13 protein-coding genes are annotated in these 15,904 nt (G+C 41.4%); 4 read left to right on the top strand and 9 right to left on the bottom strand.

Translation table 11 applies throughout. From position 1 onward, the window contains the following. Positions 1 to 120: 120 nt before the first annotated feature. Together QZT69_RS12415 and QZT69_RS12410 are read left to right on the top strand one after the other, a co-directional pair. Positions 121 to 1,821 carry a M14 family zinc carboxypeptidase gene (locus QZT69_RS12415; protein WP_294674596.1) on the top strand — a complete coding sequence of 567 codons (1,701 nt, stop codon included), beginning with the start codon at positions 121 to 123 and terminating at the stop codon, positions 1,819 to 1,821. A 104-nt stretch (positions 1,822 to 1,925) separates the two neighbouring features. Next, on the top strand, positions 1,926 to 5,381 hold the full coding sequence (locus tag QZT69_RS12410) for a LamG-like jellyroll fold domain-containing protein (protein ID WP_294674594.1): 3,456 nt from the start codon (positions 1,926 to 1,928) through the stop codon (positions 5,379 to 5,381). Positions 5,382 to 5,442: 61 nt separating this feature from the next. On the opposite strand, the gene QZT69_RS12405 is transcribed toward QZT69_RS12410, so the two are convergent. The 7 genes from QZT69_RS12405 to sucD form a co-directional block, all read right to left on the bottom strand. Continuing rightward, positions 5,443 to 6,153, bottom strand: coding sequence for a hypothetical protein (locus QZT69_RS12405; RefSeq protein WP_294674592.1), 711 nt, complete (start codon positions 6,151 to 6,153; stop codon positions 5,443 to 5,445). A 90-nt stretch (positions 6,154 to 6,243) separates the two neighbouring features. Next, the gene (locus QZT69_RS12400) at positions 6,244 to 6,822 is read right to left on the bottom strand and encodes a Maf family nucleotide pyrophosphatase (RefSeq protein WP_294674590.1); all 579 of its coding nucleotides are present in this window, start codon (positions 6,820 to 6,822) and stop codon (positions 6,244 to 6,246) included. Beyond that, positions 6,819 to 7,736, bottom strand: a complete 918-nt coding sequence (locus QZT69_RS12395) for a geranylgeranylglycerol-phosphate geranylgeranyltransferase (protein WP_294674587.1) — start codon at positions 7,734 to 7,736, stop codon at positions 6,819 to 6,821. The genes QZT69_RS12400 and QZT69_RS12395 overlap by 4 nt, the downstream gene beginning before the upstream one ends. A gap of 53 nt (positions 7,737 to 7,789) precedes the next feature. Continuing rightward, positions 7,790 to 9,859, bottom strand: coding sequence for an OmpA family protein (locus QZT69_RS12390; protein WP_294674585.1), 2,070 nt, complete (start codon positions 9,857 to 9,859; stop codon positions 7,790 to 7,792). Then, positions 9,814 to 10,428 (bottom strand): 7-carboxy-7-deazaguanine synthase QueE, encoded by a 615-nt coding sequence (locus QZT69_RS12385; RefSeq protein WP_294674584.1) that lies wholly within the window; start codon positions 10,426 to 10,428, stop codon positions 9,814 to 9,816. The genes QZT69_RS12390 and QZT69_RS12385 overlap by 46 nt, the downstream gene beginning before the upstream one ends. 80 nt (positions 10,429 to 10,508) lie before the next feature. Next, positions 10,509 to 11,450 (bottom strand): ion channel, encoded by a 942-nt coding sequence (locus QZT69_RS12380; RefSeq protein ID WP_294674582.1) that lies wholly within the window; start codon positions 11,448 to 11,450, stop codon positions 10,509 to 10,511. Positions 11,451 to 11,594: 144 nt separating this feature from the next. Then, complete coding sequence (gene sucD, locus QZT69_RS12375; protein ID WP_294674580.1) at positions 11,595 to 12,473, bottom strand: succinate--CoA ligase subunit alpha; 879 nt, start codon at positions 12,471 to 12,473, stop codon at positions 11,595 to 11,597. A 282-nt stretch (positions 12,474 to 12,755) separates the two neighbouring features. Between sucD and QZT69_RS12370 the strand changes: the two genes are divergently transcribed. After that, complete coding sequence (locus tag QZT69_RS12370) at positions 12,756 to 13,652, top strand: hypothetical protein (protein ID WP_294674579.1); 897 nt, start codon at positions 12,756 to 12,758, stop codon at positions 13,650 to 13,652. Between the two features lie 57 nt (positions 13,653 to 13,709). After that, positions 13,710 to 14,636, top strand: a complete 927-nt coding sequence (locus QZT69_RS12365; protein WP_294674577.1) for a hypothetical protein — start codon at positions 13,710 to 13,712, stop codon at positions 14,634 to 14,636. Here QZT69_RS12365 and QZT69_RS12360 read toward each other — a convergent pair. Further along, positions 14,602 to 15,057 carry an FKBP-type peptidyl-prolyl cis-trans isomerase gene (locus tag QZT69_RS12360; RefSeq protein ID WP_294674575.1) on the bottom strand — a complete coding sequence of 152 codons (456 nt, stop codon included), beginning with the start codon at positions 15,055 to 15,057 and terminating at the stop codon, positions 14,602 to 14,604. The two genes, QZT69_RS12365 and QZT69_RS12360, sit on opposite strands and share 35 nt — an antisense overlap. A 1-nt stretch (position 15,058) precedes the next feature. Next, positions 15,059 to 15,904: a TraB/GumN family protein gene (locus tag QZT69_RS12355; RefSeq protein ID WP_294674572.1), complete on the bottom strand. Its 846-nt coding sequence runs from the start codon at positions 15,902 to 15,904 to the stop codon at positions 15,059 to 15,061.

The following is a 15,904-nucleotide window of genomic DNA, read 5'->3' as shown; positions in this document are numbered from 1 at the left end:
AAGCTCCGGAGTATGTTCAATCAAAGTGCCCCGGTTTAATTTGGCTATCTTTTCAACTTTTTAAACCTTCGAAGCTCACAGAGCGAAGAAGTTTTAAACCTTTTGAACTACTTTTAGCACATGAAACTAACATTTTTCGTACTGATTTTTCCGTTTTTCGGATTGGCTCAATGGGATGGGAATAAAACTCCGACTTATCCCGAGTTGATTGATAGTTACAAAAAGTGGGATTCCGATCACCAGGAAATTGAATTGTACCAAATGGGGGAATCCGATACGGAATACCCGATTTACCTGGTTATTCTTAACGGAGCAGGAGATTCGCTGCAGACATTTCAGAAAGCGAAAGCACGGACAACCATTTTAATCAATAATGCCATTCATGCCGGCGAACCGGATGGAGTAAATGCTTGTTTGCTGTGGATCGAAGAGTGGATCAAAAAAGGAAAACAGGCGAAAAATTTACCCGTAATTGCCATTATTCCCGCATATAATGTGGGAGGAATGATGAACCGTTCTTCTTTCAGCAGGGCAAACCAGGATGGTCCGGAAGAATACGGATTTAGAGGGAATGCCCAGAACCTGGACTTAAACCGTGATTTTATCAAGATGGATTCGAAGAACATGTTTACGTTTGCAAAAATATACCAGGCATTGGACCCGGACGTATTTGTAGATACCCATGTTTCCAACGGCGCGGATTATCAATACACGCTCACATTGATCCATCCCATGAAAGAGCGAATGTCTCCGGGAATGTACAATCTGTTTAACCAAAAATACATCCCCTATCTAACTGAAACACTCAAAAAGAAAGGCTGGGATTGGTCGCCATATGTAGAAACAAAAGGAGAAACCCCGGAATCAGGTATTGAAGCCTTCAATGATCTGCCAAGATATGCACAAGGTTATGGAACACTTTTCAATGCATTGAGTATTACCGTTGAAACTCACATGCTGAAACCGTTCCCGCAGCGTGTTCAGGCTACGAAAGACTATTTGGACTTTTTATTCCATTGGGTCGGGTCGGCAGCACAGGGAATTGAAGGTGCAAGGAAACAAGCATTCCTAAGTGGCGAGCACCAGGTCTCCAAATTCTTTAAATTCAATTACCAGCTGACGGATAAAAAAGATTCCATCCTGTTTAAAGGATATGATTTTGGTTATAAACCAAGCAGTGTTTCCGGGAAAAATCGTTTGTTCTACGATCGTTCGAAACCATTTACCAAATACATTCCGTATTACCAAACTTATGTAGCACGTGATTCCGTAAAAATTCCGATGGGATATCTCGTTTCGGGAGAGGCAATAGCTGTGATTGAACGATTAAAAGCGAATGGTATACGGTACACGGAAGAAAATAAAAGCCACTCTCAAAAAGTGCATACGATCCGTATTCTGGACTTTGAATCGGGGACGAAACCTTATGAAGGACACTACCTGCATCGGAAAGTGAAAAGTATGGAGCAGGAGGAGGAAGTGCTTATTCCGGCCGGAAGTATCTGGGTTCCGTGTGACCAGCCTAAGATCAATTTTATAATAAGTGTTTTGGAACCACGCTGTGAGGATTCATACTTTGCCTGGAACTTGATGGATAGTTATATCCAGGAGAAAGAATATTTTTCGGCCTACGTTTTTGAAGACGAAGCTACAAAAATCCTCGAAGAGAATCCAAGCCTCCGGGAGCAGCTTGAAAAGAAGAAGTCTGATGACCCGGAATTTGCTAAAAGTGCCGAGGCTCAGCTTTTTTTTGTTTATCAGAACTGCCAACGTTTTGAAAAAAAGACATTTAACCGCCTTCCAATCTACAAGGTTTATTGATCGGCTCTGCAAGAAAAGAGACCGTTGTCCCAAAAATGTCGCAAAATCGATATAGGCTTGGAGGGTCGTTTGGACTATCTTTACGATCATACTGATTAAAGAACATGAAAAAACTGACTTTAAGTCCGCTGCGGTGGATTCTCTCCGGTATCCTCGGACTCTCGGCAATGATGTCTGCTGCACAGGATACTACATGGGTCCAAACTTATACGTTTGATACCATCAGCACAAGAAGAGCTGAATTCCAATTTCCGGCAAGTTTAGATACCAAGCGCTTTGAAAAAGTGCTGATGTATTACAAACTGAAATGCAGTCCGCTGACAACCTGGGATAATTATGATTGCGGTGAATGGGATTATTTGACATATACCCGTATTTTCGACCACACCGGGATTATGGATTCCGTACAGGTTAACGGGAATAAATACCGGATAAATACACTTTCACCGGCAACGTACGCTTATTCGAATGTGTATTACGACCAAAGATGGGTACCGGTTCAAAAGCGTACACCGCTGGTTCCGTTAATTCACCCGGTATCCGGGACAGGAACTGTTCCATTAACACTGGTAAGTACGAATGGAAACGGAAAAACAATTCAGTGGATCATTCCGGCAAGTGAATTAGCTACCAGTGGGGTTCTTGCAGGAGATATCCAGGGAATGAACCTGAATATCCTCAATGCATTCGCATCTCTTCAGGGAGTGCAGATCCGTATGAAGTCGACAGCTATGTCTACGCTTACAGCTTTAGAAACAAGCGGATTTACAACGGTTTACAACAATTCGCTTACAGGTATTTCAACCGGTTCGAATACAGTGAACTTTTCAACTCCTTTTACCTATGACGGTTCTTCGAATTTGATCATTGAGTTGAAATTTACGGATGCACGCCAGGGACTTTCGCAAGTTGATTTGGAAATGGCAGCTGTTTCCGGTTCCAATACATTGAGTTTTGATAATTCCAATGGTGTATTGACGACGAGTGGCAGCAATTATGCGGAGATTAATCTCAACAATGTGAACCTGGGAGGAGACATGACGATTGCGTTTTGGGCAAAGGGAAATGGAAACACAGGTGCTTCAACTTCTATTATTGAAGCGGCAGATTCATTAAATAACCGTATTTTGAATATTCACCTGCCATGGTCGAATGATAATATTTATTGGGATGCCGGACAAGGAACAGGTTATGACCGAATCCAAAAAACTGCGACAGCAGCGGCAGATGTTGACAATGCCTGGCACCACTGGGCTTTCGTAAAAAAGACTTCTACCGGAGAAATGTTTATCTACAAGGACGGTGTTCAGTGGCATTCCGGAACGGGGTTAACGATTCCTGTTGCAACCATTACGAAGTTTATTTTGGGAGCCGGAAAAGACCTGAACAATAATTGGACAGGTTCTATCGATGAATTTTCAGTTTGGTCAGCCGCTCTGGATGCAGCAACAGTTTCGTCCTGGAAAGACAAGAAGATTGCAGCTTCACACCCGAATTATTCGGACCTGGAAGTGTACTACGATTTTGACGGACAATTGGCTTTGATAGATCGTTCCGGCCACAACCGTTTGGGAATGTGTTCTGCTTTGAATATGGTTCAGAACAATCAGCCGATTATTGCAGGTATTGAAAATGTATCTGCTAGTCCGAAAATTGACCTGATCCAGGGAACCATGAATGCAGCAACAACTGACTCGGTATTGGTAACTCAGTTCCCGACTCCGAGCGTGGTGTTTGAGTACACTGAAGGGCCGCACAGCTTTCACATTGTTTCAAACATGTTGACTTATGATCAGGGAACAGTTGATACCCTTTCAACGACCGGATCTGTTATTCATTCAGCTCCGAGTACAGTAGATGCAACACTTACCAACGAAGCAATTACTTATCATGAAGTAGCTTTTGAAAAAATCAACGATGTGGAAATCGGGCGTTACATTACACCTTATGGAATTGGTTTCACACTTGGTGCGCAAGGATTTACCTGGATTTACGATGTGACGGATTATCAGAAATACCTGCACGGGATAGTGGATCTGGCTGCTCACAATACACAAGAGTTGATAGATCTGAAATTTGCTTTTATTGAAGGAGTTCCTGCGCGGGATGTACACGACATTCAGCCTGTTTGGAACAACTGGACATCCTACAATTATGCGGACATGGCAAATGATGTTGTTTTACAGGCAAAGAATGTGGTTCTTTCAGATACCTCTGAAAACTTCAAAATTAAAACACGTTTGACAGGACATGGTCAGGTAGGAAATGGTGCATGCTGCGAATGGCAGGACAAGCAACACAAAATTATCATTGACGGGGTTGAGCGTTTCAGCTGGAGTATCTGGAGAGATGACTGCGGGGAAAACCCGAATACAAAGCAGGGTGGGACATGGCCATATGCTCGCGAAGGATGGTGTCCGGGAGATATGGTGCGCGAGTTTGACCACGAATTGACCTCTTATGTTTCACCGGGAGATACCGTATCTATTGATTACGATATTTCAGATGTTCCGGCAAATGATATGGGACAAGCCGGAGGAAATTTCATCACGGCCATAGACCTGGTATCCTATTCGGCACCGAACTTCCAGCACGATGCTGCGATTTTAGATATTCTAAACCCGAATAGTTACGAGTACTACCGTAAATGGAATCCTACCTGTTCGAATCCGCGTGTTATTTTGCAAAACAACGGAGCTCTTCCGTTAACTTCCTGCAAAATCCGTATTTGGGTTACTTACGGTAACTTTATTGACTACACCTGGACAGGAAATTTAGGATTCCTGCAGAAAGAGATTGTTGAAATTCCGATTGCCAATCAAAACTTTTGGTTCGGAGCAAATCCTGCAAGCGGGTTTTATGCACGTGTAATTGAAATCTCGGGGTCGGCTTCATTGGATGAATATCCCCAAAATGACGAGTTCAAGACACTGTATACTGCTCCGGAAGTCATTGACGGACCATTCTTTGTTTGGATGACAACTAACAATAAGGCTAACGAGAACAAATGGAGGCTGGTAGATCAGAATGAAAATGTCATCTTCGAGCGAACGACTCTGACGAACGGTACTGATTACAAAGATACGTTTAACCTTTCACCGGGTTGTTATTCATTGATCCTTGAAGACAGCGATGACGACGGACTTGGATTCTGGTATTCTGCACAGGTGGAAGGTGAAACAACCGGTTCCTTCAGAGTACGAAAAGTGTCTGGTGCCATGCAGGAAATTTTCCCTGCGGATTTCGGTTCTTACCACCGTTACAACTTCTCTGTTGGTTTTGCACTGGATTTGAAAGAAGAAGTGAAGGATAATGAATTACTTGTTTTCCCGAATCCTTCTTCGGATAAAATTCGCGTAGAGTTGGTTGGTAGTGTAGGAAACAATGCAAAAATTGAAGTGATTGATATGAATGGACGTGTGGTGAAGCACCAGGCAGTGATGAATATCAATCAAACCTATGCAGCAGATTTCCAGGTTGGCGATTTGCAAGGTGGTTATTACCTGGTTCGGGTAAGCGGAGATAACGGTTCGGAAATAACACCGTTTGTGAAGCAATAAGGTCAAATTTTAGATAAACAGTAAGGGCGCGATTAATCGCGCCCTTACTGTTTTATGCAAACTACTTCAATGCAGCCGCAATTTTATTAAATCCATAAGGAAGAACTCCCAATCCTAAACCATAAAGCACATTTGTAAGGTTTCCTAGATCGACTTTTTCCGTTCCTGTAAAAGATTTATAGAAATAGAAAGTACAAATACAACAGGCCAAAGCAATGGATGTGATTCCACAGATGAATACAATTAACCTGCTTGTGCTTTGAGACTTTTGAGTATCTGCTTCCGTATCTGTTGCAGGCTGATTTAACGCATCTGTAGCTGCAGTAACCTGATCGGGACTTGTAAAAGCTTGCGGATTACTTTTGATAACGTCTGCTTTTGTTTCGAGTGTTTTTGCCGCTGCCACCGCCACCGCTTTTTTCCTCTCAGCTACTGCTTCTTTATCGATCAGTATTTCACTTAATTTCACTCCGTCTTTCCGAAGTTTGAAAAAGATCATGAAAACAAGCACACTGAAAAACGCAACCGGCAGGAAGGTGATGATGTCCTGAACTGCTTTACTTCCAACAGTTGTTGCCGGCTTTACAATAGTGTTGCCACTTTTGGCAGTTGTGTCAGTTACAGGTTTGTTTTGAGCCTGTACTGCATTTAAAAGAGATTTGTTATTTCGTTCAATGATTCTGCTGATTGTTGCGGAATCTGCTGCCTGAGCTGAACATACTGTACTTAGAGGCATTAGCACCAGTAAGGTGTAAAAGATGTAGTATTTCATAAATAGTGATTTTCGTCAAATTTAGTATTAAAAATGAAATAGCCCTAAAATTTGCCAATTTCATAAAACTAATTATCCGAAAATGAAAACCTATTTATTTGCGGTGAACTTCTTTAGTTCGTTATACAATCGATTTGTTGGCAGCCCCATTACATTGGTATAGGTTCCTTCCATACGTTTCACAGCAACATAGCCAATCCATTCCTGGACACCGTATGACCCGGCTTTGTCGAAAGGCATGTATTTTTCGATGTAGAACTTGATTTCTTCATCACTGAGTGTTTCAAATTCCACTTCCGTTCTTTCTGAAAAAGAAACGCTTTTTGTTTTCGATCCGATAAAAACTCCGGTGATGACAGTATGTTTTCTGCCGGAAAGTTTTGAAAGCATTTGGCGGGCATCTTCATAATCGAAAGGTTTTCCCAGGATCTTTCCATCGAGTATGACCACCGTATCCGAGCAAATAACAGCTTCATGCTCTGTTAGATCAGGAAGAAGAGCGTCTGCTTTCAGTTTCGCTAAATATTCGGGGACTTCCTCGGCAGGAAGTGAGGGCGGGTAAATTTCTTCCGTGTCTTTTACGCGTACTTCAAACTCAACACCGATACCGGCCAGAAGTTCTTTTCTCCTGGGAGATTGCGATCCAAGGATCCATTTTAATTCTTTCATAGAAAATACCAGTAAAAAGGCATACAGCAACCGATCAGCATGGTTACCTTCAAAATCAGGTCAATTCGCTTTAAATTGTTTCGTTCCGGTTTCTTAAGCAATAGCAAACAGCAAATGATCAGCAATAGATAGATCATAAATGAAGGCGCCATTACCCGGATGAATGTTTCATTGAAAACCGAATATCCCTGGATGAGGAAGGGAAGAGAAGCGGCAATAATTGCCATCAAACTGATTAACGAGATCCATCTGGCTTTGTTAATCCCCAAAACGATCGGAATCGTTTTTGCCTTCAACAAAAGATCACCTTCTACATCTTCCATATCTTTTAAGATCTCACGAACGAGATTTAAACAAGAAGCAAAAAATGCGAGAGCCACGATAAAGAATATTTTCAGGTTCAATTGTGATATCCAGTTTGCACCTTCTTTGAAGTCACTCATGAAATTGGCACTTTGGAACGGAGTGGTAAGTCCTAAAAAGTGGATACCGCAAAGCAACGGTACCAATCCTGTTAAAGCAGCAATAAATAAATTCCCGATCAGGAATCTTCGTTTGAAATACATGGAGTAGAACCAAAGAACATTGATACTCAATAAATGGATGAATACATACCAAAATGTTTCGTATTCCCAGGTTAAATAGCAGGCAATCGAAAATGCGATAAAATTCAATATCCAATGAGAAACAATGGCCCATCGGGGTTTGATGTATTTACCAATTATGAGCTTGTCGGGTTTATTGATACGGTCTGCTTTTACATCAAAATAATCATTGATAATATTTCCCGCAGCAGCAATTAGAACTGTTGAAAAAACCAGCAGAAAATAATCAAGTACTTCATTCGGGTGTGACCGTTTTAACAAGACATCTTCCGACAGGTAGGGAATAAAAAACACTCGTATTCCATACATAGTCAGGATTATGACTAATAAATTGACAGGTCTTATGAGACGGATGAAATGCATTACTTCACGATCTTGTATTCTGTTCGACGGTTTTCCTGGTGAGCTTTTTCTTTTTCGCTTTCCTTAGTCATTTTCGCGATTGCCTCATCTGTGAAGATAGGCATGGTTTCACCATAACCTTTTGAAGACAATCGGGAAGCTTCAATTCCTTGTTGGATCAGGTAATCTTTTACTGATTTTGCACGGGCATCGGAGAGTTTTAAGTTAGCTGCCGCATCGCCGCGTGTATCTGTATGTCCACCGATCTCAATTTTCGTAGCCGGATTTGCCGTCAATAAATCACGCAGTTTGTTCAATTCTACATATGATTCAGGACGCAACGTTGCTTTGTCCAGGTCAAAGAATACGTTTTTCAGTGCTGTCGGTGTACCTGAAGCGGATAACGGAACCATCGGAACATCCATGTGGAATGACTCCTGGTTATCCGCAAGCGTCATGTTAAAGTTTTGGGAGAAGAAAGTATAACCCGGATAACTTACAGATAATGCGTATTCTTCATTGATAGGAAGGGAAACGGTAAATGTTCCGTTTACCTGGTCGGCTTCTGATTTGATAACTTCAGCTCCGGTTTTGATATTGATCAGAGAGAATTTTCCGGGAATTGGTTTTTTGGTGATTGCATCGAAAACCAAACCGTCAAAGTAAAGCGTTTTCACAGGACGGAATTTCTCCGGCATAATGAAGTAGTAAATATCCAAATCACCGAATCCTCCTTCGCGGTCGGAAGCAAAGAATGCGATTTCTCCATCGGCACTTACAAGCAAAGAGTTTTCATCGGAACTGGTATTGATCGGATATCCTAAATTTTCAGGCTTGCTCCATTCTCCTTTATCATTCATTCTGGATAAGAAAATATCCAAACCTCCCATTCCGGGATGCCCTTGCGAAGAGAAGTACAAGGTTTTTCCGTCGGGGTGGATCAGGACAGATTCTTCCATGTAAGGTGTATTGATCGTATTGGGCAAGCGAACAGGGGTATCCCAGGTTCCATCATCCTTTAAAGTGGAAGTATAAATATCAGAATCAGGTCTGCCGTTTCGCGACATGACTTTTCGTACAAAATACAATGTTTTTCCATCGGCTGACAAAGATGGTTGTGATTCCCAATTCCCGGTATTGATAGCTCCCGGAAGGTTTACCGGATCTACCCATTGATTTCCAAGTCTTTTTGTATAGAAAAGATCACAGCTTCCTCTTCCTTTTCGGTTATCGCCGTAGTTTGTACCACTTTCATCGGAGCATGCTACAAAAATGAGGTTTCGTCCGTCAGCACTTATTGTCGGAGCACCTTCATTATTAACGGTATTGATATTTTTCGGCATCGGAACAGCCATTTCCCAGGTATTGAATGTACTCAGATTGGAAACGTAAAAATCTTCCTGCTTTTGAAAAGGTCCGTTAACCCGTTTATCTTCGATCAAGCGAGTAAACAGTAAGGTTTTCCCGTCTACGGTAATGGTTGGGAAATACTCAGGATCCTTGGTGTTTACGCCAGGACCTAAATTTACCGGCTTGAATTGCGTAGGGTTCTTCATGGCTTCCACTGCGAAGTTACAATCGTTGATGACTTGCTTTGCGCGGGCAACGTTTTCGGGATGAGCTCCTTTAGCTTGTGTAAAAGTTGTGAGGTTCTTAATGGCATTTTCATATTCTCCGACACTGTATTCCAATGTTCCCAGGTAAAAGTACGCCGCACCTCCTGAAGTAGGATTCGGATTTATAGCTAATGCTTTCCGATAGTGGTCGATGGCTTTGTATGGCTGATTTAGTTCTTCATACATTTCAGCTTCCACCATATGAGCTTCCCAGAAGTTCGGATCTTTTTCCAGGGCTTTTTCCAAAAGTACGATTGCTCCTGCGAAATTCGGGCCATGAGTTTTCGGGTCTATTGATTTAGCGGGCTCATTTCTGGCTTGCTCAAATAATTCAATGGCCTTTTTGTTTTTGGTTGAGTAGGTCATTTGTGCTGTGGAACAGGAAGCCAGAGCGAGTAGGAATAAAACCAATAATCCGTTTTTCATGTTTAAGGTATTTCTAAATATTTGTGAGTTTGCAATGATATCTTCCATTTCGGATGATTTTTCACATACTCAATAATTGTTGGCAATAATTGTTCCTTTTTTGACCATTCCGGCTGTAAGTAGAGAACGCAGTTTTCATTCACTTTTTGAGAATGGTCTTCTGCCCATGCCAAATCTGATTTATGAAAGATAACAATTTTTAGTTCGGAAGCTTTCATATATGCTTCTTCTACCGGAGCTTTAAATTTTTTCGGAGAGAAAGTATACCAATCTACATCTCCCGCCAAATCGCTGGTACCTGATGTTTCGATGGCTACATACTTACCAATAGCGTGGAGTGCATCTACTAAAATTGTTAAATCATACATGGCAGGTTCTCCGCCGGTTATAACGACCAATTCTCCGGGATATTGGGAAACAATATTCATTAGTTCTGCTACGCTCATCTTCGGATGAATGTCCGCGTTCCAGGATTCTTTCACATCACACCACACACAGCCGACATCACATCCTCCCAATCGAATGAAGTATGCAGATGTGCCCGTGTATTTTCCTTCACCCTGTAAAGTGTAGAAATGTTCCATAACCGGGTACAAAGTAGAACTGTATTGTGTCATACTTCAAAGTTAATTAAATTATCAATTAGCAATTATCAAGTGCAGCAAGGCTGGATAATTTAATCTTTGCTCATTGATAATTAGGAAAGGACTTCCAGGTCACTGATCTCATTGATGTTTAGAATGATTGTTCCGGTATCGTCTGCACTGAAGTTCTTTTTGAATTTTACACCGGTAGCCCATTGGTGCTCGGCGTAGGAATGTTTGCGGATCACTGTTTGTGAATAGGTTTCATCAAAAGCTTCAATAATGATGAGAAGTTCGGCTAATTTCCCCTTGATTTCGGTTAACGTAAGGTCATATAGAGGAGAATCTTCATTAATTACGTGCACAAGTGTCCAGGTAAGCGGAAAGTAGCGCACGAAATCGACTTCTAAGGGAATGGTGTAATATTGCCTTTTTAGCATGGCCGATTCCGAATCTTCATCTACCAATGACAGGTTAACGTGAACTTTTGTGTTTAGAAGTACACTGTTTCGCTGATTGACAATTTTGAACATCAGTGCCATTTGATCTTTGTGCGGGGTAATAATCACATTGTGCGAAAAAGCGATTTTGGTAGATGGTCTCGAAAAACGGCCATAGATCAAACCGGTTGCGATGGCAAAAGCAATTAATCCGACAAAGGCTTCCATAGCAGCAACAAAGGAAGTCAGATTTCCAGCAGGAGCAATGGCCCCGTATCCAACGGTTGTGAATGTTTGAGCACTGAAATAGTACGCTGCCACAAATTCATTTTGGTTCGGATTGATACCATGTAAATGTTCCGTTCCGATCCAGCAATAGATCCCCGCGAAGAAAAGGTTTGCGACCAGGAAACTTCCCACCAGGAAAAAACCGAATTTCCAGGCATTGAGGTCGACTAAGTATTTGTAAAAATCTTTGAGCATGCGGATGGTTCCAATCCGTTTGATATTGTAGGAACCATCTTCGTTCAGGATTCGTTTGACTGATTTCTGGTAAGCTGTTCCGAGCCCGGGGTCTTGTGATTCGTATTGTTTGAATTTGCGTTGTTTGTCCATAACGGCTTGTTTGTTCGAATGATCACCTGAAGGTAATCAATCGGATGGTTTCTTTGATATAATTGCGAAATTACGTCAGACTTTTGTAAAATAAAAAATCCCCCCGGCTTAGCCGAGGGGACCCTGTAGTATTAATTAGAGCGATTACGCTGTAACTCCTAAAATTTCTGCCATTTTCGAACCAATGTGAGCAGGAGAATCAACTACGTGGATTCCACACTCGCGCATGATACGTTTTTTAGCTTCTGCTGTATCGTCATCACCACCAACGATTGCACCTGCGTGACCCATTGTACGTCCTTTCGGTGCTGTTTCACCGGCGATAAATCCAACTACCGGTTTTGTACCGTTTTCTTTGATCCAGCGAGCAGCGATTGCTTCCAGGCTACCACCGATCTCACCGATCATGATAATACCTTCGGTTTCCGGGTCATTCATTAATAATTCTACGGCTTCTTTTGTTGTTGTTCCGATGATCGGGTCTCCACCGATACCGATTGCAGTTGTAATTCCCAAACCTGCTTTCGCAACCTGGTCAGCTGCTTCGTATGTCAGAGTTCCTGATTTGGAAACAATACCGATTTTTCCTTTTTTGAAAACGAATCCTGGCATGATACCCACTTTCGCCTCATCAGCAGTAATAACACCCGGACAGTTTGGCCCGATCAAACGAGCTCCCGTTCCTTTCAGGTATTCTTTTGCCTTCACCATGTCATTTACAGGAATACCTTCGGTAATACAAACGATTACTTTGATACCTCCGTTTGCTGCTTCCATAATAGCATCAGCTGCAAATGCAGGCGGAACGAAAATAATAGAAACATCAGCACCAGTTTTAGCTACTGCGTCAGCAACTGTATTGAAAACAGGACGATCCAGGTGAGTTGAGCCACCTTTCCCAGGAGTCACACCACCTACAACGTTTGTTCCATAATCAATCATTTGACCTGCATGGAAAGTACCTTCACTTCCTGTGAATCCTTGTACAATTACTTTAGAGTTTTTATTAACTAGAACACTCATGTTTGAGAAATTAGATTTCGTTTTTAAAATGCGATTCAAAAATAGCGGTTTCTTTTCGTTTTAACAATGTTTTGATTGATTTTATGTTTCGAAAAACTGCTTTTTTTAGTGATTTTTGAAAATGTATGAAAATGAGCTTTTTAGAGCTGATTGATGAAGGTTTTTCATTCCTATTTGAATATGGTTGGTTTTGTCTTTAGCGTTTCAGGGGTACAGGTCTTAGATGTTCTAACACAATAAATAAGTGATTACGCTGTTAATCAGTCATTAAAATTTATTTTTATGAAAACCTGCATAGCTCTATTATCGGTATTGATCACAGGAATTGGTTTTTCCCAGCAAAAAGATTCGTTGAACACCAAAAATCCCCGTTTTATTGTGAAGATGACACATGGAATGGCAAACAGTGTAGAATTTGATTTCACCCGTTCACAGTGGGATAAAATGACTCCGGGCTTTGATATTCCGGATTCTTTGACCACCTCACTCAATGGAAAGGATATCAACGACAATAATTATTCGACTTCTGCTAATCAGTATTATATGTTTTCATTTTCATTGATCAACGGTTCAGCGAAACAACCCGGTCGTAAATTTCTGGCTACAACGACTTTCCATCTGGGGTATGGTCCTGAACTGCGTGCTGAAAAACGCTGGTATCATGAGAACCGACAAATTATAGATACGCTGACATCCAGTCAAAATGGAATGGAATATTATGTTTATGGAAACAGAAATCAGACAATCGCAAAAAGGTATACCTCCAGAAGTATTGTGTTTGGAATTGGTCAGCACATTGCTACGAATCCCGCTAGATTGTTCCAGTTTGAAACAGGGTTTGATGCCTTATGTATGATGAGTATCCTTAGTGAAACCAGAGCTTCTTACCTGGATTCTTATCAGGTAGAAGGAATAGCCGAAAACGGTCCTGGATTTGGTTATCCGCAGCCTTTATTGAATGAAAGCCGTGCAGAAACATTTTCAAGCAATTTTATTATGGGAATACTTATGCGGGTGCCATTGGAAATGAGCTTCAAATTGTCGCGGAAAAGTCCTGTGGCGAGCCGCATGCGGATAGGAGCAGAACTGAATCCCGGACTCGCAACTGTTTTTACGGGAGGATTGATCACCACGAATTTCAATATGACCGGAGGAATGAATTTTCGTTTTGCTTTTTGATAAACCGAAGAAGGGATAAAGGTTTAATTGCTAATTTTGGGGCATTAAAACCAACTGATGAAAACCTTTATCCCTTTTTTATTTCTGTTAGTCACAGGAGTTAGCTTTTCTCAAAAACAAGATTCTCTGAAAACGAAAACCATTTCCTATGTTTTCAAAGCCGGGACAGGTGCTATTAATCCCAATAAAATTGCTTTTTCAGAAAAAGGTTGGGATCAGTTAACACCCGGATTCCAGGTTCCGGACTCGTTCGGGGTAAATGCGAATGGTGCAGATTATCTCAGTAGGAAAACAGATGATGGTTATACTTTGTTCTCATTTTCCTTCGTGAATAACACTAAAAAATGGGCCGGTAAGAAGTTCAGGTTCTCAACGACCATTCATTTTGGTTACGGATCGGAAGCTCAGGTTTCCGGATATTGGTACCATGAAAATAAAACCGTTATCGATACTTTAAATTCCAGTCAAACGGGAAGTCCCTATTATGTAATCGGAAACAGGAGGCAGGATATCCAAAAGTATTACCACGTCAAATCGACCATGATTGGAATCGGAGAGCGTTTTGCACTAAGGCCGGATCGGATTTTCCAGTTTGAGACAGGTTTGGATGTGTATTTTCTGTTTGCAAAACCTATGGTAGTTCAATCCCAGATCAGGGATAATTATTATATAGAAGGTGTGAATGAGAACAATTATCAGTCGCCGGTTCCTGCGCCAGATCTGAATGAAACACAAACTGCGGATTACACTGCAAAAATGGCGAAGGGATTATTGATATCCGTGCCTTTGGATATCAGTTTTGCCTTATCAAAGAAAAATCAATTCTTTAAAAGAGTCAGGTTGGGATTTGAAATGAATCATGGAATTGCTTTTCAATTCACCCCTGGTAAAACGAGCTATAATTACAGTAGAAGCGGGCTGGTGAGTTTACGTTATGAATTCTTTGAATTCAGAAGACCTTTTCAACCGAAATCTCAAAAATAAGGGTTGAATTCGCTGGGATTTTATCCAAAGCACCATCTCCATAACCCAAATGAGGCGGAACAACCATGCGTATTTTCGTTCCGGCAACATGTCCCAAAAGGCCTAACTGGAATCCGCCGATCAATCCTTTTAAATTGGATTTAAGTGGTTTTCCGGGTTCTGTCTGGTCAAATTTACGACCATTTATGAGTGTTCCTTTGTAGGAAAGTTCCAATTCACTCCCGCGCTGGATTTTTTCGGTTCCGGTTCCTTTTTCCAAAACTTCTACAACTAAACCTCCATCCAGGACTTCATATTTCCAGTGGTGTTTTTTGGCATATGCTTCCGCTTTTGAAACGAAACCCGTTTTCTCTTCTTCCGAATAAGTGTTGCAGCTCAAAACGAAAGAGCCTGTCAATAGTATAAATAACAGATTACGCATATTAATATCGAACGGGAGTTACTTCATATCCTTTTTGGCGCAGTAATTCAATTACTCCGTTTGGTCCGCCTAAATGTCCTGCACCCACTGCAAAAAAGCACGATTTGGTTTTCATCAGTTCTTCCATTTTTGGGATCCAGTTGTGATTTCTTTTGTCGAGAAGTTCCTCAGCAGAACTGCCGAACTCATCACTTTCCAGGATAAGTCTGGCCAGGCTTTCTAAGTCCTGCTGATAATAGAATAAGGCCATTTCCCTGAAAGTCTTTTCACCTTCTTCCGGATCTCTTACAGTTTTCATAATGAATTCGGCCATTTCTTTTGGAGGGATTTTATCGAAAATGGAAATTTGGTATTCCACCGTTTCCAATCCGCTCACAGGTATTTGATCACTTTTGGCCTTAGACTCAATTTCCATGTCAACCATGCGGACTTTTCCGGTTATCATTTTTTGGAAACTCAGCTGAAGCAGGGTGAAAGGTTTTACTTTTTCGAATCCCTTTTCAAATTGGGCAGGAGTAATCCCGGATAATTCCGCTCCCCAATTAATGACTGAATCCTTCTGTTGGGGAGTGAAAATGTCGAAACAGGAACCAGAATCAAGAACCATTAATTGCATCATTTTTCTTTGATCCGAAAGATTTGCGATTTCCAAAATGACTTCGTCCGATTTGGCGATAATTTTGTCCAGTTTTCCGGGAAAATAATAGAGCGAATCCGGGATCATATGGATCGTTCCAAATAGGTATGAAACCTTTTTGTCTTTTCCTTTCACCTGGTACAATAACGAATTGTTCTGTCCGAAAACAAAACCCGAAAGGAGTAAGAAGATCCAGGTCAAAAAACGCAT

The sequence above is a fragment of the uncultured Fluviicola sp. genome (genome assembly GCF_902168135.1).
Lineage (GTDB): Bacteria > Bacteroidota > Bacteroidia > Flavobacteriales_D > Crocinitomicaceae > Fluviicola.
Note: the sequence above shows the minus strand (reverse complement) of the source record. Positions and strands in the feature narration are given on the sequence as shown.

Coding starts and splice junctions, on each gene's coding strand:
- QZT69_RS12415 (WP_294674596.1), top strand. CDS start 121: ATGAAACTAACATTTTTCGTACTGATTTTTCCGTTTTTCGGATTGGCT.
- QZT69_RS12410 (WP_294674594.1), top strand. CDS start 1,926: ATGAAAAAACTGACTTTAAGTCCGCTGCGGTGGATTCTCTCCGGTATC.
- QZT69_RS12405 (WP_294674592.1), bottom strand. CDS start 6,153: ATGAAATACTACATCTTTTACACCTTACTGGTGCTAATGCCTCTAAGT.
- QZT69_RS12400 (WP_294674590.1), bottom strand. CDS start 6,822: ATGAAAGAATTAAAATGGATCCTTGGATCGCAATCTCCCAGGAGAAAA.
- QZT69_RS12395 (WP_294674587.1), bottom strand. CDS start 7,736: ATGTATGGAATACGAGTGTTTTTTATTCCCTACCTGTCGGAAGATGTC.
- QZT69_RS12390 (WP_294674585.1), bottom strand. CDS start 9,859: ATGGAAGATATCATTGCAAACTCACAAATATTTAGAAATACCTTAAAC.
- QZT69_RS12385 (WP_294674584.1), bottom strand. CDS start 10,428: ATGACACAATACAGTTCTACTTTGTACCCGGTTATGGAACATTTCTAC.
- QZT69_RS12380 (WP_294674582.1), bottom strand. CDS start 11,450: ATGGACAAACAACGCAAATTCAAACAATACGAATCACAAGACCCCGGG.
- sucD (WP_294674580.1), bottom strand. CDS start 12,473: ATGAGTGTTCTAGTTAATAAAAACTCTAAAGTAATTGTACAAGGATTC.
- QZT69_RS12370 (WP_294674579.1), top strand. CDS start 12,756: ATGAAAACCTGCATAGCTCTATTATCGGTATTGATCACAGGAATTGGT.
- QZT69_RS12365 (WP_294674577.1), top strand. CDS start 13,710: ATGAAAACCTTTATCCCTTTTTTATTTCTGTTAGTCACAGGAGTTAGC.
- QZT69_RS12360 (WP_294674575.1), bottom strand. CDS start 15,057: ATGCGTAATCTGTTATTTATACTATTGACAGGCTCTTTCGTTTTGAGC.
- QZT69_RS12355 (WP_294674572.1), bottom strand. CDS start 15,904: ATGCGTTTTTTGACCTGGATCTTCTTACTCCTTTCGGGTTTTGTTTTC.